The 22,866-nt window shown below is 41.0% G+C and carries 19 protein-coding genes and 1 pseudogene; 12 read left to right on the plus strand and 8 right to left on the minus strand.

What is annotated here, in order from left to right; translation table 11 throughout:
• Nucleotides 1-181 precede the first annotated feature (181 nt).
• Entirely contained in the window at nt 182-343 is a 162-nt protein-coding gene (locus tag QE450_RS06625) for a hypothetical protein (RefSeq protein ID WP_204824426.1), read from the minus strand.
• Between the two features lie 182 nt (nt 344-525).
• Here QE450_RS06625 and QE450_RS06630 point away from each other — a divergent pair, with 182 nt between their 5' ends.
• The 11 genes from QE450_RS06630 to QE450_RS06680 all read left to right on the plus strand — a co-directional run bounded on the left by QE450_RS06630 (nt 526) and on the right by QE450_RS06680 (nt 14,404).
• Nucleotides 526-1,686, plus strand: coding sequence for a Gfo/Idh/MocA family protein (locus QE450_RS06630; RefSeq protein WP_307297969.1), 1,161 nt, complete (start codon nt 526-528; stop codon nt 1,684-1,686).
• A gap of 51 nt (nt 1,687-1,737) precedes the next feature.
• Nucleotides 1,738-2,682: an oxidoreductase gene (locus QE450_RS06635; RefSeq protein WP_307297972.1), complete on the plus strand. Its 945-nt coding sequence runs from the start codon at nt 1,738-1,740 to the stop codon at nt 2,680-2,682.
• A gap of 39 nt (nt 2,683-2,721) precedes the next feature.
• Complete coding sequence (locus tag QE450_RS06640) at nt 2,722-3,444, plus strand: ThuA domain-containing protein (RefSeq protein WP_307297976.1); 723 nt, start codon at nt 2,722-2,724, stop codon at nt 3,442-3,444.
• Nucleotides 3,445-3,803: 359 nt separating this feature from the next.
• A complete protein-coding gene (locus QE450_RS06645) occupies nt 3,804-5,873 on the plus strand; it encodes a bifunctional aldolase/short-chain dehydrogenase (protein WP_307297979.1) in 2,070 nt (689 codons plus the stop codon).
• Nucleotides 5,874-6,461: 588 nt separating this feature from the next.
• Nucleotides 6,462-7,676: an L-rhamnose isomerase gene (rhaI, locus tag QE450_RS06650; protein ID WP_373461955.1), complete on the plus strand. Its 1,215-nt coding sequence runs from the start codon at nt 6,462-6,464 to the stop codon at nt 7,674-7,676.
• Nucleotides 7,673-9,148 (plus strand): rhamnulokinase, encoded by a 1,476-nt coding sequence (gene rhaB / locus QE450_RS06655; RefSeq protein ID WP_307297985.1) that lies wholly within the window; start codon nt 7,673-7,675, stop codon nt 9,146-9,148. The genes rhaI and rhaB overlap by 4 nt, the downstream gene beginning before the upstream one ends.
• A 20-nt stretch (nt 9,149-9,168) precedes the next feature.
• Nucleotides 9,169-9,927 carry a DeoR/GlpR family DNA-binding transcription regulator gene (locus tag QE450_RS06660; RefSeq protein ID WP_273615916.1) on the plus strand — a complete coding sequence of 253 codons (759 nt, stop codon included), beginning with the start codon at nt 9,169-9,171 and terminating at the stop codon, nt 9,925-9,927.
• Between the two features lie 239 nt (nt 9,928-10,166).
• Nucleotides 10,167-10,895 (plus strand): (Fe-S)-binding protein, encoded by a 729-nt coding sequence (locus QE450_RS06665; RefSeq protein WP_274170222.1) that lies wholly within the window; start codon nt 10,167-10,169, stop codon nt 10,893-10,895.
• Complete coding sequence (locus tag QE450_RS06670) at nt 10,892-12,430, plus strand: LutB/LldF family L-lactate oxidation iron-sulfur protein (RefSeq protein WP_307297990.1); 1,539 nt, start codon at nt 10,892-10,894, stop codon at nt 12,428-12,430. Before QE450_RS06665 ends, QE450_RS06670 begins: the two co-directional genes overlap by 4 nt.
• Nucleotides 12,420-13,250, plus strand: a complete 831-nt coding sequence (locus QE450_RS06675; RefSeq protein WP_307297993.1) for a LutC/YkgG family protein — start codon at nt 12,420-12,422, stop codon at nt 13,248-13,250. Before QE450_RS06670 ends, QE450_RS06675 begins: the two co-directional genes overlap by 11 nt.
• A 395-nt stretch (nt 13,251-13,645) precedes the next feature.
• Nucleotides 13,646-14,404, plus strand: a complete 759-nt coding sequence (locus tag QE450_RS06680; RefSeq protein WP_273615920.1) for an SDR family oxidoreductase — start codon at nt 13,646-13,648, stop codon at nt 14,402-14,404.
• A gap of 86 nt (nt 14,405-14,490) precedes the next feature.
• Here QE450_RS06680 and QE450_RS06685 read toward each other — a convergent pair whose 3' ends face one another.
• A complete protein-coding gene (locus QE450_RS06685) occupies nt 14,491-15,687 on the minus strand; it encodes an MFS transporter (protein WP_307297996.1) in 1,197 nt (398 codons plus the stop codon).
• Between the two features lie 183 nt (nt 15,688-15,870).
• On the opposite strand from QE450_RS06685, the gene QE450_RS06690 reads away from it, so the two are divergent.
• On the plus strand, nt 15,871-16,455 hold the full coding sequence (locus QE450_RS06690; RefSeq protein WP_307297997.1) for a TetR/AcrR family transcriptional regulator: 585 nt from the start codon (nt 15,871-15,873) through the stop codon (nt 16,453-16,455).
• A 26-nt stretch (nt 16,456-16,481) separates the two neighbouring features.
• On the opposite strand, the pseudogene QE450_RS06695 reads toward QE450_RS06690, so the two are convergent.
• The 6 genes and pseudogenes from QE450_RS06695 to nikA form a co-directional block, all read right to left on the minus strand.
• Nucleotides 16,482-17,436 (minus strand): annotated as a pseudogene (locus tag QE450_RS06695) (LCP family protein).
• A 371-nt stretch (nt 17,437-17,807) separates the two neighbouring features.
• Nucleotides 17,808-18,596 (minus strand): ABC transporter ATP-binding protein, encoded by a 789-nt coding sequence (locus QE450_RS06700; RefSeq protein WP_307297998.1) that lies wholly within the window; start codon nt 18,594-18,596, stop codon nt 17,808-17,810.
• Nucleotides 18,596-19,399: an ABC transporter ATP-binding protein gene (locus tag QE450_RS06705; RefSeq protein ID WP_307297999.1), complete on the minus strand. Its 804-nt coding sequence runs from the start codon at nt 19,397-19,399 to the stop codon at nt 18,596-18,598. Before QE450_RS06705 ends, QE450_RS06700 begins: the two co-directional genes overlap by 1 nt.
• Nucleotides 19,400-19,402: 3 nt before the next feature.
• Nucleotides 19,403-20,254 (minus strand): nickel transporter permease, encoded by an 852-nt coding sequence (nikC, locus tag QE450_RS06710; protein WP_307298000.1) that lies wholly within the window; start codon nt 20,252-20,254, stop codon nt 19,403-19,405.
• Nucleotides 20,254-21,204, minus strand: a complete 951-nt coding sequence (nikB, locus tag QE450_RS06715) for a nickel ABC transporter permease (protein ID WP_307298002.1) — start codon at nt 21,202-21,204, stop codon at nt 20,254-20,256. The genes nikC and nikB overlap by 1 nt, the downstream gene beginning before the upstream one ends.
• A gap of 2 nt (nt 21,205-21,206) precedes the next feature.
• Nucleotides 21,207-22,742 carry a nickel ABC transporter substrate-binding protein gene (gene nikA / locus QE450_RS06720; RefSeq protein WP_307298003.1) on the minus strand — a complete coding sequence of 512 codons (1,536 nt, stop codon included), beginning with the start codon at nt 22,740-22,742 and terminating at the stop codon, nt 21,207-21,209.
• Between the last annotated feature and the right edge of the window lie 124 nt (nt 22,743-22,866).

The raw sequence follows: 22,866 nt of genomic DNA on the forward strand, positions 1-22,866 counted from the left end.
ACATTTCAAATGTAAAATAACAGATAAAAAACAGCCTGTGATCGAAGCGGATAAATGCTTGATCACAGGCTGTATGTTGTAATAGTAGAGTAGATCTATATTTATTAATGATACTGTATAGAATCAAAATAGGATTTACTCTAGCATATTGGATTTAGATTAAAAAGAGTTCTGACAAAGATTACTCTTTCTCAGTTTTATCGTCATCTCCAGCTGCTTTTGGAGAAGGTTTGGCTGTCCATTCATCGGCTTGCGGTTCGATATTGGAGCCATCCTCTTTTCTCTTTTTCTCCATCAGTGTATCTTCTGAATGAGTTTCGGGTTGTTTGTTTTCTTCTGTCATGGTTAACTCCTCCTCGAAATGAAATCAGTATAGTGTTCCTTTTTATATATACCCGTTATCGCTTCGGACAAACATTGTTTTGGATTCGATTGTGATCGACTATGGATTCTGCCATAATAAAATTAGATGAATTATTGATATTCTTATTTATGAAAGCGTTATATTTCTAAGGAGGAGATCAGATGAAAGATATACATATTGGTATGATTGGGTATAAATTTATGGGGAAAGCGCATAGTAATGCTTATCGCAGTCTGCCGATGTTTTTTCCACAAGCAACCAAGCCTCAAATGTCTGTAATCTGTGGTCGGGATTCCAAGCAAGTAGAGCAAGCAGCAGAGCAACTTGGTTGGGCAGAGCATGTCACAGACTGGCAAGACTTAGTTGCTCGTCCTGATATCGATCTGATTGATATTAATGCACCTAGTAATATGCACAAAGAAATTGCGTTAGCAGCAGTACAAGCGGGTAAACATATCTTTTGTGAGAAGCCGTTAGCATTATCTCTTGCCGATTCGCGCGAAATGTTAGCAGCGGCGAAGCAAGCAGGCATTGTGCATATGATCGGGTTTAATTATCGCTTCTCCCCGGCAGTACGTTTAGCGAAAAAGCTAGTCGATAGTGGACGGCTGGGCAAGATTCATCATTTTCGCGCCTGGTTCTTACAAGATTGGTTGCTTGATCCCCAATTCCCTTTAGTCTGGCGTCTGCAAAAAGAAATTGCTGGCTCCGGGTCACATGGTGATCTGGGTGCTCATTTAATAGATCTTGCTCATTATTTAGTAGGCGATATGAAAGAAGTCATCGGTATGAGTGAGACTTTTATCAAGCAGCGTCCGCTAGCTACTGAAATGACAGGATTAAGTGCAAAAGGAAATCAAGATGGCCCGCAAGGTGAAGTGACTGTCGATGATGCTACGTTATTTATGAGTCGATTTGTGAATGGAGCTTTAGGAAGTTTTGAAGCGACTCGTTTTGCAGCAGGGCATCGTTCGACCAATTCATTTGAAATCAATGGAAGTCTGGGAAGTGTAAAGTTTGATTTTGAACGGATGAATGAATTGGAAGTTTATTTCACTTCTGATGAAGCAGATACACAGGGATTCCGCCGGGTAGTAGCGACAGATGCTGTACATGATTATATGGATGCCTGGTGGCCACCCGGACATACGATCGGATTTGAACATACTTTTATTCATGAAATGTTAGAACTGATGAATGCTATTACAGAAGAACGACAAGCTTCACCGAATTTTGAAGATGGGGTGAAATGTCAGGCGGTATTAGAAGCGGTTGAGCGTTCGATAGAAGAACGTCGCTGGATCGATATCGCCGATATGTAACGCAATGTCAGTCAAGTAAGAAAAGATAGCGATATAAAGGAGGGACATTCAATGACTACACACTGGGATGAATTACAAGTGCCAGACATGCAAGGCAAAACAATCGTGATTACAGGTGCAAATAGTGGTATCGGTTACGAGGCCGCTACTATACTAGCTGGTCGGGGCGCAGAGATAGTGATGGCTGTACGCAATTATGACAAAGGTCAAAAAGCACTTCAAGCGATTCAGAATGTTCATCCAAGCGCCAAATTACAATTGATGCGTCTGGATCTGAGCGAGTTAGCGAGTATTCGTCATTTTGCAGAAGAGTTCAGACAAAATCATCATCAATTATCGATTTTGATCAATAATGCAGGTGTGATGATGCCTCCTTATAGTCGTACACAGGATGGATTTGAATTGCAATTTGGTAGTAATCATTTAGGGCATTTTGCTTTGACTGGCTTATTATTACCTCAATTGTTAGCTACACCTCATGCTCGTATTGTGACGTTAAGCAGTATAGCGGCATATGCAGGTAAGATCGATTTTGACAATTTAGATGGTAGCAAAGGCTATCGTTCTTTCAAATTTTATAGTCAAAGCAAGCTTGCCAATATGTTATTTGCCCGTGAATTACAGTTGCGTCTAGCCCAGCATCAAGTAGATACGATTAGTGTTGCTTGCCATCCGGGATTCACGCATACCAATCTGGCTTCACGCGGTTCAGGCAAGCCGGTCAGTGGCATATTTGGACTGTTATCTCGTTCATTTGGACAAAAAGCTTTGATGGGTGCATTACCTACATTGTATGCGGCAACCTCTCCAACTATTCATGGCGGAGAATATGTAGGACCGGATGGCAAAGGTGGACGTAAAGGATATCCCAAATTAGATGATCATATTGATAAGCTATATCAAGCCGATATTTCTCAGCGATTATGGACACTATCTGAATCGTTAACAGGCGTTCAGTATGAATGGAAGCAACCTGAATTTGCAACACTGTCTTAATTTTGGCACGATCCATTAGACGACTAAGGAGTGTTAAAGATGAGAAAAGCATTGATTGTATGGGGTGGCTGGGATGGACATGAGCCAGAACAAGTCTCCCGAATATTCGCAGATGTGCTACAGGAAGCTTCATTTGAGGTAGAGCTTGCTAATGATCTAGAAGCATTTAGAGACGCAGATAAATTACTTGGACTTGATCTCATTGTACCGGTATGGACAATGGATGATATTGAACAAGAATTGGTGGAACATGTCTCTGCTGCGGTACAACAAGGTACAGGGCTTGCTGGTTGTCATGGAGGAATGTGCGATGCTTTTCGTAAAAATGTCGATTGGCAGTTCATGACAGGTGGTCAATGGGTCGCTCATCCGGGAAATGATGGAGTAGACTATACCGTTAATATCAAATCAAGTTCCAGTCCGCTTGTCGAAGGGATTGCCGATTTTCAAGTGACATCAGAGCAATATTATCTGCATATTGATCCCGCAGTAGAAGTGTTAGCGACAACTACATTTCCAATCGTAGACGGGCCACATCGCCTTAACGGTCAGGTGCAGATGCCTGTGGCTTGGACCAAACGATGGGGTGTCGGAAGAGTATATTACAATTCGCTCGGTCACCATGCGGATATTGTAGATATGCCGCCTGTCAAAGAAATGATGCGTCGTGGATTACTATGGGCAGCAGATGGCAAAACAAAAGCAAATGCAGACACCAATACTACAAGTCAACTATATTCAGGTATGGCAGATAGTCAATAAACGCTGTAGTAATATGTAAGGAAGCATTATTAATCAATAAAATAGATGTACCAAATTGATATAATATTATGAAGCCATTGTAGAAGGTGCTTGATCAGCATATTACTCTATTTATGTTATGAGCAATAACTGACGCACATACAATGGCTTTTTATCTGCAAATTGATTACAAAGGAATCTTTATTATGTTGGTTTATTTTCTGTAATATTTTGAGTAAGCGTTAACAAAATGATTATAAAATCCGTTTATTTTTGTTTTATAACTTTTCAAACGTATTCAAAGATGATATACTCCTATCAAAGCAAAACAAACATATTCAAATCATTATCCAAACTTTATAAATCAATGGAGGAATATCATGATACCGAATCAGTGGAACACACAGCAGGTTGCAGACATAAAAGAAGGTGTAGATCAACTGGTGTATCGCTCTAACCTGATTGGCTCAGATCGTCGTGTATGTAACTGGGGTGGAGGAAATACCTCTAGTAAAGAAATCACTACCGATTTTCGAGGTCATGAGATTGAAGTGATGTATGTAAAAGGTAGCGGTTCTGATCTGGCATCGATGGAAGCCAAGCATTTTACAGGATTACGACTTGATGATATTCGTCCATTATTTGAAAAAGAAGAGATGCCTGATGATGAAATGGTTGCTTATCTTGCGAATTGTATGATTGATGCCAAAGCACCTCGTCCATCGATTGAGACATTACTGCATGCCTTTTTACCATTTAAACATGTGGATCATACCCATCCTGATTCGATTATTAGTCTGTGTTGTGCAGATAATGGTCGAGAAATTGCTAAAGAAATTTTTGGAGATACGTTTGTATGGGTTCCTTATATTCGTCCGGGCTTCACATTATCTAAAATGATCGCTCAAGGCGTACTGGATCATCCAAATGCTGAACTGGTATTGATGGAAAAGCATGGTCTGGTCACATGGGGAGAAACACAGGAAGAATGCTATGCCAAAACAATCGAAATGATTAACAAAGCAGCTCTATATATCGAGCAAAAAGCATCAGAACAACCTTTGTTTGGCGGCGAAAAAGTACAGTCGCTAGAAAGTAATACACGTCGCGAACTGGTAGCTCATATTATGCCAGCAGTACGCGGAGCAGTCAGTGACAGCAAGCACATGATTTTAACTTTTGATGATGCAGAAGATGTACTTTCTTTTGTAAACGCCAATGATTCTCACTCTTTATCTCAAGTAGGAGCAGCTTGTCCCGATCATCTTGTACATACCAAAATGACACCACTATTTATTGATTGGACACCAAGCGCTGAGGACAGTGAAGGACTCAAACAAGCTGTTATCCAAGGAATTGACGATTACAAAAAGAAATACCAAGCTTATTTTGAACAGAATGCACATGAAGGCGATGTGATGTTTGAAGCCGCTCCGCGTGTCATCTTAATTCCGGGAATCGGCATGATTAATACTGGCAAAAGTCATGCGATGTCTTTGGTAAGTGGAGCCCTCTATCATCGTGCGATTGCAGTAATGCGTGGAGCAACTTCACTTGGACAATTTGTGTCCCTAAGTGAATCAGAATCATATAATGTAGAGTACTGGCCTTTGGAATTGTACAAATTATCACTTGCTCCTGTGGAAACAGAGTTTTCGCGTCAGATTGCTTTGATTACAGGTGGAGCAGGAGGAATCGGCAGTGAAACGGCTCGTCGCCTTGTAAGCGAAGGCGCGCATGTAGTATTGGCAGACTTGAACTTAGAAGGTGCGCAAAAAGTAGCCGATGAAATCAATCAACAATACGGACCACATCGTGCTTTAGCAGTACAAATGGACGTAACAAGCGAAGAGCAAGTGTCACAAGCGTATGCTCAGACAGCAATCCATTACGGTGGAATCGATATTATTGTTAATAATGCAGGGCTTGCCACTTCGAGTAAATTTGAAGAGACAACGCTTAAAGAATGGAATTTGAATATGAATGTACTGGGTACAGGTTATTTCTTAGTTGCCCGCGAAGCATTCAAAATAATGAAAGAACAAGCACTAGGCGGAAGCATGGTATTTATCGGTTCCAAAAATTCAATCTATGCAGGCAAAAGTGTAACTGCTTATAGCTCTGCTAAAGCATTGGAAGCCCATCTTGCCCGCTGTATCGCCGCAGAAGGTGGAGAATACGGTATTCGTGTCAATACGATATTACCAGATGCCATTTTACAAGGATCAGCGATCTGGAATTCCAACTGGCGTAACGAACGTGCCGCAGCATACGGCATCGAACCCGATCAATTAGAAGAACATTACCGCAAACGCACCACATTGCTCGTCAATATTTATCCAAAAGATATCGCCGAAGGTATCGCATTCTTTGCTTCATCCAAAGCCGAAAAAACAACCGGCTGTATGCTAACCATCGACGGCGGCGTCCCAGCCGCATTTACCCGATAATCTTTGTTAGAAAAAAATAGAAGATACTAAACAAAAGCAATACAAATCACAACTATCAATAAACTCATTTCTATTATTCAACAACAGGTATAATATGGAAATCATAAATCATCTATATCATAAGAATTCTTTATTCAAACTTATTATCATCATTGCATCCCGATCATAATGATTAAAAAATAGCCAAAATCAAACTCAAAAAAACAAAAAACAAAAATATAAAATTAATCAGATAATCATTCCAATGATTAAATGAACATCCTATGCTAAAAAAGTACTCTAAACACTCTAAATGATCTCCCAATAAAGTAACATTAGCTACCCGAAAACCTAACCTTTAAAATCTTTACTTGATAGGTATCTCACCTCTTGGAACGGAGGGAATACAATAGTTCTGAAAGAGCTAAAAGCTTTCGCAGAAAGCTACTTCGAAAGCATAAACTGCGCTCGCCTTTGAAGCCATATCCCTACCGCAAAGCGGAAATCAAAGGGATATGACTTCAACAGCGACGACAAGAACAATTGTATTCCCATAGCGGTTCCCCCTCAAAGATACCTATCCATAAAATTGCCAAAGGAGCACATATGATGAATGCCTACACCTTATTTGAAGCACAGCAACAGTCCCGCGGAATCGACCTGACCACTGTCCGTTCAAGATTGAAAGCGCTACAAATCGAAACCCCTTCATGGGGATATGGAGATTCAGGAACTCGTTTCAAAGTATTTCAAAAAGTCGGTGTGCCTCGGACGCCGTTTGAAAAATTAGAAGATGCGGCTCAAGTGCATAAAGTAACAGGTGCTTGTTCATCCGTTGCTATTCATATTCCATGGGATAAGGTAGATGATTACAGCAAGTTACGAAGTCATGCAGAAAGTCTGGGAATTACGATCGGAGCAATCAATCCCAATCTGTTTCAAGATGAAGATTATATGCTAGGTAGCGTGACTCATGCAGATCCTGCTGTCCGTAACAAAGCTATTGCTCATCTGAAAGAGTGTGTCGATATCGCCAAAGAAACCAAATCAACAGATTTCAGTCTCTGGTTTGCAGATGGAACGAATTATCCCGGTCAAGGCAGTATTCGTCAACGGAAACACTGGATGTTAGAAGGATTACAAGAAATGTACAAAGTGCTAGATCCTCATATGCGGATGCTGATTGAATACAAATGTTTTGAACCGGCTTTTTATCATACGGATATAGCCGATTGGGGCATGGCGTACAATTTGTCGCTCAAATTAGGAGAGCAAGCACAGGTATTAGTAGATACCGGTCATCATTTACCCGGAGCCAATGTCGAACATATTGTATCGTATCTGATTGATGAAGGTCGCTTGGGAGGATTTCATTTTAACAGTTATAAATATGCAGATGATGATCTGGTTGTCGGTACAATGAATCCGTATGAGCTGTTTTTAATCTTTTATCAGATTTTGGATGCGCTGGATAGTCAGGAACAGAAATTAGTCAATACCGTTAATAACATGCTCTATATGATTGACCAATCGCATAATATTGAATCCAAAATTCCTGCGATGATTCGCTCGGTGATGAATGTACAGACTCAATATGCCAAAGCACTGTTGATCGATCATCAAGAAGTTGCTGAAGCACAGCGTAAAGGCGATGTACTTGGAGCAGAAGATGCGGTACGTAAAGCATTTGAATTTGACGTCACTCCATTGTTACATTCGATTCGCGAAGAGATAGGTGTTCCTGTTGATCCGATGAAAGCATATATGGCTGATCATTACGGTCAATCGATTCTAGCGAGAGGCAAAGGTGGTGCAAGCTGGTGAGTATCCTTGCTTACGATCTAGGAGCAGGCAGTGGACGAGCGATTATTGGCAGACTGACCGATAACCGGATCGTGACACAAGAGATTCATCGTTTTGCTAATGATCCGGTCAAAGTAGGCGATCGTCTACACTGGGATATTTTGCGTCTATATCATGAAATTCAGCAAGGATTGATAATTGCCAAGCAAGAGCATATGTTGCCAGATAGTATTGGCATTGATTCATGGGCTGTCGATTATGGATTGATCGGGCGACATGGAGAATTATTAGGCAATCCCTATCATTACCGAGATTGGCATACGCATGGAGTGATGGAGAAAGTACAGGAACATCTATCTCAGAGTGCTATTTTCCAGACGACAGGGATTCAGTTTCTTTCGTTTAATACGATCTATCAGTTAGCATCATTACGTCAGAGTGATTCACCTTTACTGAGTGAAGCCGAACGCTTTTTGATGATTCCTGATTTATTACGTTATTTTCTAACTGGTGAAATGATCAATGAATTTACGAATGCGACAACAACCCAACTTTTTAATGCTAGACAGAGGGATTGGGATCGCAAATTGTTATCTAGTATCGGTATTCCAGCTTCATGGTTCAGCACACCAGTTCAACCTGGAGCATCGGCAGGACGCTTACGCTCATCATTAATGGTTGATCTTGGTATTCCGTCGATCCCTGTGACGGCTGTAGCCGAACATGATACTGCTTCTGCTGTAGTAGCTGTACCTGCTGTATCGAAAGATTTTGCTTACTTGAGTTGTGGTACATGGTCGCTGATGGGTACAGAAGTGAGTGAACCGGTGATTACAGAACAAGCGATGCAATGGAATTTTACTAATGAAGGCGGCGCTTACGGTACCTATCGTTTGCTCAAAAATATTATGGGATTATGGATCTTCCAAGAAGTGAAACGTGAAGCCGAGCGAGAAGGACATCACTATTCATTTGAACAATGGATTCATGATGCAGAGCAAGCTCCAGCTTTTGCCGCTCTTATCGATCCAGATGATGTGTTGTTTCTTCATGCAGGTGATATGCGTTCACGGATTAGGCAGTATTGTCGCCAGACGGGTCAGCAACCACCAGATACGTATGGAGCGATTACACGCTGTATTTTTGAAAGTCTAGCTTTGAAATATCGCTATGTGCTGGAACTTACCGAGCAATTATCAGGTAATACTTTTGAAGGATTGCATATGGTAGGTGGCGGTATCCAAAATAAACTGTTATGCCAGTGGTCAGCGAATGCAATCGGTCGTCCGGTATGGGCGGGGCCTGCAGAGGGAAGCGCAATTGGCAATTTAGCGGTACAATGGATAGCACAGGGGACATTCAAAAACATGCAGGAAGCAAGAACAGTGATCCGTCATTCTTTTCCTATCGAAATCTATGAACCGGAGCAGGTACAAGCTTGGGAAGAAGCGTACGGGCAATTTCTGCGATTGATTACAGTGTCTACCCAATAACGATACGGAGTGTGGCTGATATGTTGGTGGCAGAACGATACGATATGATTGTAAGACTGGTCAATGAAAAAGGAAGTATGCGTGTAACAGAACTCAGTGAACAGTGTCAGGTGACCGAAGAAACGATTCGGCGTGATCTGGATCGACTGGAACGTCAAGGATTACTACGTCGCTCCCATGGTGGCGCAGTCAGTGTCAAAGATGAACAACCGGAGACCCCATTTTCAGAACGTGAGATCACATATGCAGAAGAAAAACGGCGTATCGCTAGAGAAGCGATTAAGCTTATTCAACCGCAAGATCGCATTATACTGGATGCCAGTACAACGGCATGGTATATGGCAGAAAGCCTACCAGATATTCCGTTAACGGTACTGACCAATTCGATTCGTGTTGCGACTCAACTTAGCAATAAAGAAAAGATAGATGTCATTTCGACAGGTGGATTGTTATTGTCACGTTCATTGTCTTTTGTCGGGCCGTTGGCTGAGCGTTCACTGGATACGTATTATGTAGATAAAGTATTTCTGTCCTGCAAAGGGATTCATGTTGAACGTGGCATTAGCGAGTCTAATGAAATGCAAGGACGAGTGAAGCAGAAAATGGTTGGTATGGCGGATAAAGTGATTTTGCTTGCGGATGCAAGTAAATTCGGTGTACAAGCATTCACTCATGTGATGGATCTTAGTGAAGTACATGAATTGATCACAGATCGTCGTCTATCTACTGCTGTCATCGACCAATTCAAAGAACAATCGATCAATGTTACGGTAGTTTGAGGAAGCTGATATTATACAAATGGAATTAGCCTGTAATGAGGCAGTCAAGATACATGGTTGTCTGTTGTCTAATAAAATGACGTTATTGATATCGAAAATATAGCATGGATATAAACAAAGACATGAATAACAACAGGATACAAGTATAGGTAGCAATAGCGCATAGATATGTAAATAACAGATGGCAGTCGTAGACGATATGGCTGTCATCTTATTTATAAATGAAAGAGGTGTGCAGATTGAAAGTATCGTTATTTATTACTTGTCTGAGTGATGCAATCTATCCCAAAGTCGGTGAAGCGATGGTACGTCTATTGGCTGCACATGGTATCCAGCTTGATTTCCCTCCAGTGCAGACCTGTTGCGGTCAGCCTTCTTACAATAGTGGGTACTGGGATGAGACGAGAACAGCAGCACGCACGATTTTGAAAGCGTTTGAATCTAGCGACTTTGTTGTATCTCCATCTGGTTCTTGTACGTATATGATCCATCATTATCCTGAATTATTCAAAGACGAACCAGAATATCTAGCATTAGCCCATGAGCTAGAAAGCAAAACATATGAATTTACACAATTTCTAGTCAAAGTATTAGGAATTACCGATATCGGAGCAGCCTTTCCTCACAAAGTTACGTATCATCCGTCCTGTCATGGTAGCCGCCTACTCGGGATCAAAGACGAACCGATTGCATTGTTACATCAGGTACAAGGATTAGAGTTAGTGCCGTTACCTTTTGCGGAAGATTGTTGTGGATTTGGAGGGACATTTGCTGTAAAGATGGCAGATATCTCAGGTGCTATGGTGACCGAGAAAGTCGATCATATCAAAGAAACAGAAGCTGAAGTATTGGTCGGTCTTGATATGGCATGTCTGATGAATATAGCGGGCAATCTTAGACATCGTGGTGAACAGGTGCGAGTGATGCACCTTGCAGAACTTCTATATGAAGGAGTGAATATACGATGAATCCAGCATCTTCGACACGTGGAACAGTGAAAGAACGGGCAGATATCGCGCTGAATGATGATTTTCTACGCAATGCCGTTCGTTTTACAACCGATCGTCTACGTAGTGGTAAAAAAGTAGCATCTACCGAACATGGTAACTGGGAAGAGTGGCGTGAGCGCGGTAGACAGATTCGTCTGCATACGATTGCTCATCTGGATTATTATCTGAATCTATTTGTAGAAAATGCTCGTAGTCATGGAGTCCATGTCCATTTCGCAGATAATGCAGTAGAAGCTACCGACATTGTTATGACCATTGCCAAGCATAAAGAAGCGCAGTCTGTGATCAAATCCAAATCGATGGTATCCGAAGAAGTGCATATTAACCGCACGCTTGAATTGTCCGGGATCGAAGCGATTGAAAGTGATCTAGGAGAGTACATCATTCAATTAGCCGGTGAAGGGCCTTCGCATATCGTTATTCCAGCTATTCACAAAAATCGTTATCAGATTGCGGAATTATTATCTGAAGATGCCGGGGAAACATTAGAACCGGATACTACGATTCTAGCAGGATATGTACGGCGCAAACTACGGCAGAAATTTTTAGAAGCTGATATTGGGATGACTGGATGTAACTTTGCGATTGCAGAGACCGGTTCTATGGTGCTATTTGAAAATGAAGGCAATGCTCGGATGGTGACGACCGTTCCCAAGACACAAATTACTTTGATGGGTATGGAGCGGATTGTGCCTTCATGGGCGGATCTTGAAGTAATGGCTACACTTCTGCCCCGTTCAGCTACAGGACAGCGCTTAACGATGTATATGTCTGGAATCAGTGGCCCGAAGCGGACAGCAGATGCTGATGGACCGGAAGAAATGCATATTATTATTGTAGATAATGGTCGCTCTCAGCAATTGGGTGATCCTGAATTTCAAGAATTGCTAAATTGTATCCGTTGTGGGGCTTGTCTGAATGTCTGTCCGGTATATCGTCAGATCGGTGGTCACTCTTATGGTGGAACATATAGTGGGCCGATCGGAGCAGTCTTAACACCTGCACTTAACAAAAATGTTGCAGAGTGGGACGATATCGCCAGTGCATCCAGTCTATGTGGTGCTTGTTATGAAGCTTGCCCTGTCAAAATTCCGCTCCATGATATGCTTGTCTCATTACGACGACGCAAAGTGGAAAGAGGTCATGGCGATAAGCTTGAAGCACTGGGCATGAAAGGGTTCGCAACTCTTATGGCGAATTCCAAACGGTTCGCTATGGCAATGAGACTTGGTAAAATCGCTCAAAAACCGTTAGTGCATAACAAAGGCATCACACTCAAATTAGGCCCTTTAAAAGGATGGAATACGTACAGAGTAGCACCCACATTAGCTGATCATTCTTTCCGTGATCAATGGGAGGAATTATCGACAGACACTGCACGTCAATCGAAAACGATAGACCCTGCTGTACAGAAGCGGATGGAACAGGTACTTGCAGATCGTCAAAATGGCAAGCATACAAGCCGAACAGGAGGGATGTCGCATGACCAATAAAGATACATCACATACTCCTTCTTCTAGCAAGCCACCAGTTATACCCAATCCTGTGAGTTCTCATCTTACATCTGATTCTGCACAATCTATATCATCACAAGCAGATTGGCTTAAAGAATTGGAACAAAAGTCCAAATCCAAACAGCAGGCGTTTATGAATCATATTGCTGATCGTCTACAGCGTCCACGCATCCAAGAAGCACCCTCACATCCTTTTCGTGGTGCACCGGATTTCTGGCACGATTTCAACTGGGATGAAGCTGAAAAGATCGAAAAATTCACCAAGCATTTTACCGAAGTAGGTGGCAATGTCTTACGGATGAAGTCGTTGGAAGAAGCAGGCACTTTTATTGCAGACCAGAGTCATCTGCTCAAAGCCCGTTATATTGTTCGCCAGCAATTACCGGAAATGCAAGCATTAACACTGGAACAACGCTTACCAGATGTGCAGATTTCAGCATGGAATAGCGATCCAGAAGAAGCATGGAAAGCACGAGCCGCCGAAGCTGATATTGGGGTTGTATTCGCAGATGGAGCCGCCGCTTATACAGGCACAGTTATGGTCACATCTTCTGAATTACAAGGTCGATCGGTTAGTTTATTACCGACAGTCTGTATAATCCTACTTCCTATAGATCGACTGCATACACGGTTAGGTGAACTACTACTACCATGGGATACGAAAGGCAGAGAACATCTACCTGCGGGTATTCATTTTATCTCAGGTCCAAGCCGTTCTTCGGATATTGAAAATGAACTAACGATCGGTGTACATGGCCCTGGTATTGTGTATACGTTGTTGATTGAATCTATCGATTAACGAACTGCTGATAACTAGCTAGATATGTATATAAAACGTACTGATTACAGTTATTTGTAGTCAGTATTTTTTATATAGCAAAGATAAACTGATAAACTCCCATCAATACAAATAACATCAAAATACATAATAGAACTATCCAAAACATCTTCCATTTTTGACGGTGAGATCGATTGTGCTGTTTCATTATTATCATCTCCTTTAGTCATTTTAAATAGATCATTTGGCGTAAAATAAGAAGATGTTAAATCACTAAGTATAGAGCGTTGTCGGTATCACTCCATCCCAATAATAGCTTATTTTTAAACGGTTTTATCCTATTTAAGCTATCGTTTGTGTAAAAATGGGTATATGAATAGAAGTCCTATTTTTATAAATAGATGGAGGGGTATACGATGAAAATGTCAGGAAATACAATATTGATTACAGGTGGAGCTTCAGGAATTGGCTTGGCTTTTGCCAAACGATTTATGGCACTGGGCAATACTGTTATTATTTGTGGAAGACGTAAAGAGTGGTTGGAAGATGTGCAAAAACAATACCCGGCATTACATACGATCGTAACCGATATCGCTGAAGAAGCTCATCGTGTTGGACTGGCAGATCGTGTGCTAACCGAGTTCCCAAAATTAAATATGATTATGAATAATGCAGGCATCCAGCGTAATTTTTCAATGCAAGATACGCAAATTAGTTGGTCAGCTCATCGCCAAGAGCTTGCGATCAATTTGGATGCACCAATTCATTTGACGACGTTATTTTTACCTCATCTTCGTCAGCAGACAAATGCGGCTATTATCAATGTCACTTCAGGGCTTTCGTTCTCGCCTAAGGCGTCTGCACCAATCTACTGCGCAACCAAAGCAGCATTACATTCGTTTACCTTATCGTTACGTCAACAATTATTAGGTTCACCGATCGATGTAGTTGAGATTATACCACCCGGTGTAAATACGGATCTCGGTGGAGTAGGATTACATGATTGGGGCGTGCCTGTAGACGAATTTGCAGATAGTATTATGGAGCGAATTGAAGCAGGTGAAGTAGAAGTAGGTTACGGTAGCTCAGAGAAATCCCGTCTGGCTTCACGAGCTGAATTGGATGAAATATTTCAAAATATGAATGGTCAAAAAGCTTCTCCGCAGATATTATAAGTGATACTTTATTGCCTATTATATATCTAAATATAGTCTATCCATAGATACATCCCCAATAGAACTTCGGTTAATCACAGGTCAAGTCAAAGACTTGTGGTTAGCCGGTTTTTTAGCGTTACTAACCAGAATAGTAGAGCAATAATACTGACTCCACCACCAAGATAACATACTCCGCTCCAACCTGCATAACTATACATCATCGTTGAAGCCATCGAACCGATTGCGCTACCGATAGAGTAAAAAATCATATAACTGGCGGTTAAGCGACCACGTGCTTCTGGCATAATAGTAAAAAGCATGCTCTGATTGGTCACATGAACAGCTTGTACCGCTAGATCCAATAATACAATCCCTAAGATCAACCAATACAACGAGTGCCCTATCCAAGACAAAGGAATCCATGACAGCAGTAACAATACAAGCGCTATACCTGTTGTCCATTGTGCTTTTCCCTGATCTGCTAATTTGCCTGCTCGTACTGCTCCAAGTGTGCCAGCAATCCCTGCTAATCCCAATGCTCCAATCGCTGTATGTGTAAGTGAAAATGGAGGCTCACTCAAAGGCAATACCATTGAAGTCCATAATATACTAAACACTATAAAGATCAACATCGCGAGTACACCTCGTATTTGTAAAAGGCGCTGTTGTTTATACAATTGCAGCACAGAAAAAAGTAACTGAGGATAAGATAACGAGGATTTCACTTGGCGGTCAGTCGGCAATATGTTGAACAAGATGATAGTCATAACACTCATAAGAAAAGCAGATACCAGATAGACAGACCTCCAACCTGCTAGATCAGTCAACCATCCTGCAAGCGAACGGGCAAATAAAATTCCGATCACAATTCCACTGGTGACGATACCTACGATCTGTCCACGCTCTATAGGCTTAGCAAGAGAAGAAGCATAAGCCACCAGTGTCTGAGTGACTACTGCCAACAATCCTACCACAGCTAATCCTCCAAACAAGATGTATACCGTTGGAGACAACCCTACAACGACAAGGGCAATCACAGACAATGCCATATGTCCAATAATTAACGGTCTTCGCGGTATCAGATCTCCTAGAGGAACAAGTAGAAATAGACCTACTGCATAACAGAGTTGAGTGACTGTGATCACGATACCGATCAATGAATGAGTAATACCAAATGCTACAGCTAACGAGTCCAATAAAGGTTGCGCATAATAAATATTGGCAACAGCTAATCCACAAGTAATAGCAAATAAAAAAGCGATAGAACGAGTAAATGGTCTATGTACAGTCTGTGTTTGCATGAATCAATCATTCCTTTGTAGTCATTTTTTTCATTAAATACCGATTGGTATAAAATGATTCGCAAGAAATATACCTTTAGCGCAAAGCGTTTGTCAATAGAAAATCATTACCTTTGACATTAAGAATAATAATATGTAAAATTATATTGTACTGATAAGTACAGAAAGGTGTGTGAAATTCTAATGGTACGTAAGCGCGAATTTAACGAAGAACAAGCGTTGGATGCGGCAATGCAATTATTTTGGGCAAATGGATTTGAAGCGACCTCTCTAACAGATCTAACAACAGGAATGGGCATACAGCGTCCTAGTTTATATGCTACTTTTGGCGATAAGCGAGAACTATTTGAATCTTCTTTGCGCAAATACAATCAATGGCATGCGGTATCTGTTCATCAGCAGTTGCAGAGTCATGTATCGGTACAAGAAGCATTTCGTGCTTTTTTTGAACAGATTGCTGAGGAAGCTTATGGAGAGAATCCAAGCAGAGGATGTTTTTGTATTAATACAATGGTGGAGCTAGCCACCCATGATGAGAAGATCGAAATTTTAACGCGCGAACATCAGATGTATTTGACGGTTATTTTTCAGGAACGCTTAGAAGAGGGGGTACAAGCAGGACAACTACCAAAAAGCGTCCATACCAAGTCACTGGCACAGACGCTAATCGTATCGTTAATAGGGCTTACGGTAATGTTAAAATCACGACCGGAACGTTCTTTTATCCAACATTCGATCACAGGCATTTTGTCTTTGTTAAAAGATTAATTGTATGTCTACTTTGTATCTGAACTTCAATTATCGTTGCTCTCAGATAATTGTTCCTGCACATATTCGTGCAACTTGCGATTATCTACGCCGATTACTGAAGCACCTTTAACTTTGATTTCTTGCAGTAAATGATTCGGAGGAATCTGCAATTTTTCGGTTTTATCGAGATTGATATCTAAGCCGAGTGAAGATAATTTGATCATATCAGTCAGCGAAAGATTGGTATGCAGATAAGGTGCAATCGAACTCAAAATACTAGGTAATTTGACAATCGAAGTCGAGCTTTGCAATTCTGCTGCTAGAGCAGTTAAAAACTTACGTTGACGCTCGGTGCGGGTAAAGTCTGATGTAGCATCATGACGAAAGCGTACATATTGAAGCGCATGCGTTCCATCCAAATGCTGTAATCCTTTGGTTAAATGAATATCATATCGGTGCTGATCACCGCCATCGGTATAATTCATATCTTTTCTCTACATCGATTTCAACACCACCGATTGTATCGACCAACGTTTTAAATCCTTCAAAGTCGATCGTTACATAATAATCGATCGGAATCCCCAGTAGATTACTTACCGTTTCTTTGGCAAGTTCTACACCACCATACGAATATGCCGCATTCAATCGACTGCTTCCATGACCCGGAATATCTACATACGTATCTCGCAAAATAGACATGATATAGGCTTTTTTGGTCACAGGATCAATCGTGGCAACCATCATCGAATCCGAGCGTCCATTACTATCTGCATCCCGGGTATCTGTACCCATCAATAAAATATGTACAGGTTCTTTACCATCCCATTTGGGAATCGATACAGGAGTAGCTTGCTCGTGATCAGTAGCAGGCGAATGATAAGTATCATCTGCAATCGAAATGGTATGAGCAAACTGGTAAATCGAATATGTATAATATCCAACTGTACTTACACCTACAATAAGACAAAGGCTTACAATCCATTTCCATTTCTGTAGTATCTTTTTTAGCAAATGACCAACCTCACTTATTATTATAGTTCAAACGTCTTTATAAATCATATGGATGTATGAACAATTTGTCAATATTATAGATTATTTACTTTATAAATAGATAACATATAACTTTAAAACTATCGAAAAGATAATTTTATATACATAATGATTACAATATGATAAATAAAAAAACCTTTTCAAAAGTAGAGAAAGATATCTACTGTCAAAAAGGCTTTCATAAGATAGAGCTACAAAGTCATAAGAGTAGCAAATTTCAAACTTGTAAAAAAGCATCTATTCAAAGTATATGTTCAACTTCGTCTTCTCAAAAAATAGTGAAAAGTACTTGCTGAATTTAAACGAAGCAATAGATAATTTTACGCTAAAAATACATCCAGCAGGGAAGCTGTATATTCATGTCGCTCTTTATGATACAGATCATTTGCAACAAATTGATCTACAATCTGTCCATGACGCATGACCACAATACGGTCGCTCATCTGGTACACTGCCGCTAGGTCATGCGAAATAAATAAGTAGGATAGATGTAGAGATTGTTGCAGTTCTTGTAGCAATTTCAATACAGCCGCCTGGCTAGTAACATCCAGACTTGCTGTAGGCTCATCCAATACAATCAGATCAGGTTCAGCGCTAATTGCCCGTGCTATCGTTACACGCTGTTTTTGTCCACCGCTTAATTCATGTGGATAAGCAGATAACAATGTTGCCGGCAAATGAACCTGTTCTAACAATTGAGTCGCGATCTGTTGTCGATTGTAGTGATAAGACGAGATAAACGAAGGACGTAATGCTGGCTGTAGATCAAGTGGTTCCATTAATGAGTCGATAATAGTAAGCTTCGGATTGAGTGCGGCTGTCGGATGTTGAAATACAGCTCCAATACGTTGACGGGCTTGGCGCAAAGCAGATCCTTTTAGCGAATGATACGGTTGTTCTCGAAATGCAATCGTCCCTTGATCTAGCGATTCCAAACGCAATAGACAGCGTGCCAGTGTACTTTTACCACTACCGCTTTCACCAACAATCCCTACGCATTCTCCTTGACGGATCGTCAATGATACATCAGACAGTGCAGGATGATTATGATCGTTGTACGTTTTGGTTAGATGCTCTGCTGTTAAAATAGTAGGCAATAGAGTAGTCATTATATGTTCACCTGCTTATTTTGTAATTCTAGACGATAACGAGAAGGTAACTTGGGAATCGACGATAACAGTTGAATCGTATACGGATGTGTAGGATGGAAAAAGATACTATGACTTTTCCCAGATTCTACGACTTGACCTGACTTCATAATTAGCAATGTATCTGCTGTACGCTGTACTTGACGTAGATCATGAGTAATCCACAAAATAGCAATACCTGTTTCTTGCTGTATACGCTGAATCAACGTAATGATAGAGCGAGAAGTTAGACTATCTAGTGCTGTAGTGGGTTCATCAGCAATCAATACTTTAGGCGATAAAAGTAATGCTGTAGCAATCGCAGCACGTTGTAACTGTCCGCCACTCAATTCAAACGGGTATCTATGATAGACTTGCTTGGCAGGTAATTCTACTTGTTCTAATCGTTCTATACAAATAGAGTGACGCTGTTGACGAGACAAGGAAGTATGAGCACGTATCATTTCATCCATTTGCTTGCCAACTGTAATAAATGGAGTGAATGCTCCCTGATAATCTTGAAATACATATGCAATATCACGTCCTCGAATCAATCGAAGTTCGGATTCTGGCAAATGCAATAATTGTTGACCTTCTAACTCAATACTGCCATGAGCATGAAGATCTGCTGATAGCAATCCACCTATCGCCAGACTGGTTAATGTTTTTCCGCTTCCACTTTCACCGGCAAGAGCTAACCATTCTCCACGTTCTAGCTGAAGATCAAGCGGATGGACAAGGGTATGTGATTGGTGATGAACAGTCAATCCTTGTATAGATAACATAGGTTACACTCCTTTGCGCGATAGAATCGAAGAAACAGAACGTTTGGATAATACGGGTTGAACATGAACATCGTACCGATCACGTAGGATATCACCCCAGCTATTAGTCAGTAGAACAGTAATCACAATACATAATCCCGGGAAAATCATAAGATGCGGAGCAGTCTGAAAATACGTTCTTCCTTCGCTTAACATCGCTCCCCATTCAGGGCTAGGTGGCTGTGGCCCAAGACCGATATACGATAACGAAGCGATCATCAAAATAATTTTACCGATATCAAGCGTAGCCAATACGAGAAGATTACCGATCGTATGAGGCAAAATATGCTTTATCACTAATGTCCATGGCTTCATTCCGCTGATTTCTGCAAGACGGACATAATCTTTTTGTCGTTGTTCCAGTACAATACTTCGTACTAACCTTGCATAACTAACCCATTTGACCGCTGTAATCGCAAAGATCAAGTTCACTAATCCAGGCCCGAGTAATCCACTTAAAATCAGAGCAAAAATATAATCAGGCAATGTCATAAATGCATCTATTATTTTTTTGAATCCTTTATCTAACCAGCCGCCGATATAACCGGATAACAATCCAAACGGAACACCGATAAGAAGCGATACGAACATAATCGTAAGACTGATCCCTACCGTTGTCCGAGCACCTTCCATAATACGAGATAACAGATCTCTTCCAAGATGATCGGTTCCTAACCAGTGCAGTGCACTAGGAGTCTGAAGCCTATCACTCATTTGAATATGATAGGGGTTATACGGTGTCCAGACTAGAGCGAGAATCAGGAATAAAAGGAATAGACTCAAGAGGAAATAACGTAGTCCTATTCTTAAATTCATCATGAAGTCGCTCCTTTTTTCCGCTGACCGATAGCAATCGCTGGGTTGATATAACGATACGACCATTCGACAGCCATATTCAGTAATACGATAAAAATACTCATAAATAGCATATAGCCTTGAATAATCGGATAATCCCGCGCTGTAATCGCATCGACAATCCATTTACCCAGACCAGGATAAGCAAACAGAACTTCGATCACGACCGTTCCTCCAAGTAGACTACCTATACTTTCACTAAAAACAGTTAATAGCGGAATTAGACTATGACGCATGAGATGAAAAGTGAAAATACGCTTTTTGCCAATTCCTCTAGCCCGAGCAGAACGAATAAATTCTTGATGACTACTTTCCAAAATGCTGGCTCGCACCAATCGCACATATACCGCAGACATAGCGATACCAAGTGTAATAGATGGCAGAATAAGATGTTGCCATGAACCTTCTCCCATAGAAGGCAGTATTCTAAGCTTTACTGCAAATAGATCGATTAATAATAAACCTAACCAAAAGCTTGGAATCGAAGAACCGATTAGCGCAAAAATGCGACTAATATGATCAGTCCATCGACCCCGGTATAAAGCAGATAGAATCCCGAGTGGTAGCGAAATGATCATCATGACTAATAGCGAAGTACCTGTCAGCATCAGTGTATACGGAATTTTTTCGATAAATTCAATAAATACAGGTCGTCCGGTCATATATGAGTTCCCCAGATCTAATGAAAATAGATTTTGAAGCCAGTACCCATATTGAACAAACACAGATTGATCTAATCCTAATTGTGCTCGCATCTGCTGAATCTGCTCATTGGTTACAGCTACATCATCTACCCGCAACATACTACGTACCGGATCACCGGGTACAAGCTTGAGCAGGCAAAAGCTGATAAACGATAAGATGAACAGAAATAGCAATAATCCTGTTATTTTTTGTATCAACATACGCATAATTAATTCACATCCAGATCTTTCGTTAACATGTAATATTCGCTTTTGCTTGTAACCCAGCCACTCACATTTTTTTGATGAGCGACAAAGTTATTCGGATGAATAATGTACGAATGTAGCAAGTTGCGATCAATCATTTCGACAGCTTGTTGAGCAATACGGTTACGTTGATCACCATCTACCGTTTGATTCAATTGTTGGATTAATGTATTTAATTGAGCATCTTTCACTTGTCCGTAATTCAGTCCGCCTGTTGGGGTATAGACCGAATTGAGCAGGTAACTTGCATCACCGCGTGGTGCTGTAATAAAGCTATAGATCGCCATATCCCAATCTTTATTTTCTGCTAAATACTCATCCGCATTATCCACTTGTTGAATCTCTAGCTTAATTCCTAATTGAGCAGCATTAGCTTGCAATAACTGTGCAATCAAAGGCAACTCAGCACGTGATTGATAAGTGATCAGTTTGAACGTTAGCGGTGTTCCATTATCAGTCACTACTCCATTGCTTACTGTATATCCAGCTTGAGCGAATAAGGTACGTGCACGCTGTATATCAAATGGCTTGTCTGTGTATGGGGGAGAGAATGGTGAATCTGTCAAAAAAGGCCCTTTGGCTACAGAAGCTTGACCTGACATGACAGCATCTACAATCTCTCGACGATTCAAAAGGGAATCGATGGCTTGACGTACAGGTAATTTTGCCAGATGTGTATGGTTCATATTGTAAATTAATTGATGAGCACGTAAGCCGGGAACCGATTCGATCACTAGATTAGGATCGGTTTGTAATTGAGATAGACTTTCTACAGGAAAACGATAGACCACATCGGCGTTCCCTGATTGTAGAGCCAGTAGACGAGCATTAGCATCTTCATTAAATGAGAATGTCGCTTCATCTAACTTCACCTGTCCATCCCAGTACGTAGGATTACGCTTCACATCGACTTCTATCCCCGGCTTAAATTGAGCCAGTACAAAAGGACCTGTACCACTGGGTGTACCTGCATCTACAGTTGTATCTATAATACCGGTATTCGGATGTACCAGTTCTGACGGGAATTGAGGAAGAGGGGTATCGGTCACAATCTGTAACGTTTGCCCTTTAGCAGTTATCTTCTCGATATGTAGAGCATTACGAATCGCAGGATTGGTTTGAATCACACGTTCGAGAGAATCTTTAACTGCTTGAGCATCGACGGGTGTACCACTATGGAAAGTGACATCTGGACGAATCTGGAATGTCCAGTGTTGTCCATCTTTACTTTCCCAAGAAGTGGCTAGCCAGGGTTGTAATTGTTGCTGATCATCGACTTTAACCAGTGTTTCACTAATTCCTGCGCGCGAAGCGGTATAGTTCACATCAGTATGTGGATCAATCGTATTGCTTTGAACATTAAATAGAAGTGTTAGCCTTTTGGGAGTTGCTTCACTAGTTGTAGAAGATGGAGATGGCGAAGTACAACCGCTTAATAGTAGAACAATTATCAATAATGAGACCGGGTAACGTAATGTGCGAGCAAAAGATAGTAACAAGAAAAATCCCCCTTATATATAGTCAGTCTGTACATACTATGCTTACTCCTGTTGATTTCTTCCAACGTAAATGAAGTACATTATCAACAGATCAACCTCTTAAATAATAATCGTTACGATTACG

Source organism: Paenibacillus sp. SORGH_AS_0306, assembly GCF_030819345.1.
Lineage (GTDB): Bacteria > Bacillota > Bacilli > Paenibacillales > Paenibacillaceae > Saccharibacillus > Saccharibacillus kyungheensis.

What these genes read in the sequence shown, in the direction of transcription:
- QE450_RS06635 (WP_307297972.1), top strand. Translation starts at nt 1,738, where the DNA reads ATGACTACACACTGGGATGAATTACAAGTGCCAGACATGCAAGGCAAA.
- QE450_RS06685 (WP_307297996.1), bottom strand. Translation starts at nt 15,687, where the DNA reads ATGCAAACACAGACTGTACATAGACCATTTACTCGTTCTATCGCTTTT.
- QE450_RS06700 (WP_307297998.1), bottom strand. Translation starts at nt 18,596, where the DNA reads ATGACTACTCTATTGCCTACTATTTTAACAGCAGAGCATCTAACCAAA.
- QE450_RS06705 (WP_307297999.1), bottom strand. Translation starts at nt 19,399, where the DNA reads ATGTTATCTATACAAGGATTGACTGTTCATCACCAATCACATACCCTT.
- nikB (WP_307298002.1), bottom strand. Translation starts at nt 21,204, where the DNA reads ATGCGTATGTTGATACAAAAAATAACAGGATTATTGCTATTTCTGTTC.
- QE450_RS06675 (WP_307297993.1), top strand. Translation starts at nt 12,420, where the DNA reads ATGACCAATAAAGATACATCACATACTCCTTCTTCTAGCAAGCCACCA.
- QE450_RS06625 (WP_204824426.1), bottom strand. Translation starts at nt 343, where the DNA reads ATGACAGAAGAAAACAAACAACCCGAAACTCATTCAGAAGATACACTG.
- nikC (WP_307298000.1), bottom strand. Translation starts at nt 20,254, where the DNA reads ATGAATTTAAGAATAGGACTACGTTATTTCCTCTTGAGTCTATTCCTT.
- QE450_RS06680 (WP_273615920.1), top strand. Translation starts at nt 13,646, where the DNA reads ATGAAAATGTCAGGAAATACAATATTGATTACAGGTGGAGCTTCAGGA.
- QE450_RS06660 (WP_273615916.1), top strand. Translation starts at nt 9,169, where the DNA reads ATGTTGGTGGCAGAACGATACGATATGATTGTAAGACTGGTCAATGAA.
- QE450_RS06640 (WP_307297976.1), top strand. Translation starts at nt 2,722, where the DNA reads ATGAGAAAAGCATTGATTGTATGGGGTGGCTGGGATGGACATGAGCCA.
- rhaI (WP_373461955.1), top strand. Translation starts at nt 6,462, where the DNA reads ATGAATGCCTACACCTTATTTGAAGCACAGCAACAGTCCCGCGGAATC.
- QE450_RS06690 (WP_307297997.1), top strand. Translation starts at nt 15,871, where the DNA reads ATGGTACGTAAGCGCGAATTTAACGAAGAACAAGCGTTGGATGCGGCA.
- QE450_RS06630 (WP_307297969.1), top strand. Translation starts at nt 526, where the DNA reads ATGAAAGATATACATATTGGTATGATTGGGTATAAATTTATGGGGAAA.
- QE450_RS06670 (WP_307297990.1), top strand. Translation starts at nt 10,892, where the DNA reads ATGAATCCAGCATCTTCGACACGTGGAACAGTGAAAGAACGGGCAGAT.
- QE450_RS06645 (WP_307297979.1), top strand. Translation starts at nt 3,804, where the DNA reads ATGATACCGAATCAGTGGAACACACAGCAGGTTGCAGACATAAAAGAA.